Below are 1,635 nucleotides of genomic sequence, written 5' to 3'. Positions count from 1 at the left end.
CAATGCCGTGAAGTTAAGGGTTCGTTGCTGGCGTCAACCCAGGGGCGTCGGGCAGTGAAAACCCTGAGCTGTTTGGTGGCGAGGGGTCTGCCGGGCTTGGTCGTCTTAAGATGTGAGACGGCCCTTTTAAAGAGACGGAACCCCTGTTAAACATGTGAATGTTCAAGCCCACATGTTGCACAGGAGTTCCTGCATGCCATCGTCTCATTCCCACACGAGTCATGACCAATCCACGACGGATAGTGACGCTGTCACAGCACATTTCCCGCTGGTTTCAGGGAAAGTGTGGGGGCCGGCGCATCTGGGCGAGTTGAGCGTGCACCTGCCGGCTGAGTTGGTCGATGCGGCCCTTGAAGCAACCAAAACGCGTGAACGCCGCATCCGGGCCCTGCCGTCACGGGTGATCGTTTATTTCGTGGTGGCACTGGCCTTGTTCCCCGAACTGGGGTACAAATCTGTGTTCGCCAAACTCTGCCTCGGTGCCGGGGTGTTGGGCACTGTGAGCGCCAGCGCTTTGGCCCAGGCACGCCGGCGGATCGGGGTCGGGCCGCTGCGGTGGATCTTCGAAATACTGCGTGGAGCCGCCCCGACCGTCTCCGGTGCCGGAGACTGGTTCGGTGCCTTGCTGATCTGCGCGATCGACGGCACGATCTTGTCCCTGCCCGACACCGCGCCGATCCTTGCCAGGTACACCAAGCAAGCTGGCTACCACGGCGGCACCGGCTACCCCCAAGCCCGGGTGGTGGCCTTGATCGCCTGCGGCACCCGCAGCATCATTGATGCCGTGTTCGGGCCCACCAGCATCGGGGAAACAACCCAGACCCCGGCCCTGCTGCCAAGCATGGGACCGGGAATGATCATCCTGGCCGATAGGAACTTCGCCGCCGCGGCCCTGCTGCACCGGATCAGCGAGACCGGGGCGCACTACCTGGTGCGGGTGAAGAACGCCCGCCACCTCCCCATCCACCAATCACTGAAAGACGGGTCGTACCTCTCGGTGCTGGCCGGCCGGAAAGTCAGGGTCATCACTGCAGCCATCACCTTGCACACCTCCGACGGGGACCGCACCGAGACGTACCGGCTGATCACCACGCTGAGCGACCCGGCCCAGGGCACCGCCGGGGAGCTAATGGGCTTGTATCACGAGCGTTGGGAAATCGAGACGACCTTCCGTGAGATCAAATCCACCATGGGTGGCGGCAGGGTGCTGCGTTCACGCACCGTAGCCCTGGTTGAGCAGGAAATCTATGCCCTGTTGATCGCCGAGCAACTGCTGCGCTGCGCCATGACTGAAGCCACCAACGCCATCCCCGGACTGGACCCGGACCGGGCCAGTTTCACCATCGCCCTGACCCTGGCCAGAGACATGATCGTCCTCGGACCGGCAACCAGCACCCGCCCCGGACCCGGCTGGCAGGCGCTGGCGGGACGGATCGGAGACCACCTCCTGGCCAACCTGCTGCCCCCACGCAGGCTGCGTACCGGCCCACGGACCGTCAAACGAGCCATCTCGAAATACCAAGCCCGCGCCACCAAACCCCACGGACCAACCCAACCAGCCCGGCTCACCATAGAAATCATCAACACCACGGTCGGGTTGACAGAATCAACCCGACCTTAACTTCACGGCATTGG

The 1,635-nt window shown here is 63.2% G+C and carries 1 protein-coding gene; it reads left to right on the top strand.

Features of this window, described 5'->3' with window-relative positions; genetic code table 11:
- Positions 1-172 precede the first annotated feature (172 nt).
- Positions 173-1,621 (top strand): IS4 family transposase, encoded by a 1,449-nt coding sequence (locus tag LPN03_RS20675; protein ID WP_306987192.1) that lies wholly within the window; start codon positions 173-175, stop codon positions 1,619-1,621.
- The last annotated feature ends 14 nt before the right edge of the window (positions 1,622-1,635 follow it).

Source organism: Arthrobacter sp. A2-55, assembly GCF_025548615.1.
Taxonomy (GTDB): Bacteria; Actinomycetota; Actinomycetes; order Actinomycetales; family Micrococcaceae; genus Specibacter; species Specibacter silviterrae.
The sequence above is the reverse complement of the archived record's forward strand: the minus strand, read 5'-3'. Positions and strand labels throughout refer to the sequence as shown.

Excerpts from the sequence above, each read along its gene's own strand:
- LPN03_RS20675 (WP_306987192.1), top strand. The coding sequence starts at position 173 with ATGTTGCACAGGAGTTCCTGCATGCCATCGTCTCATTCCCACACGAGT.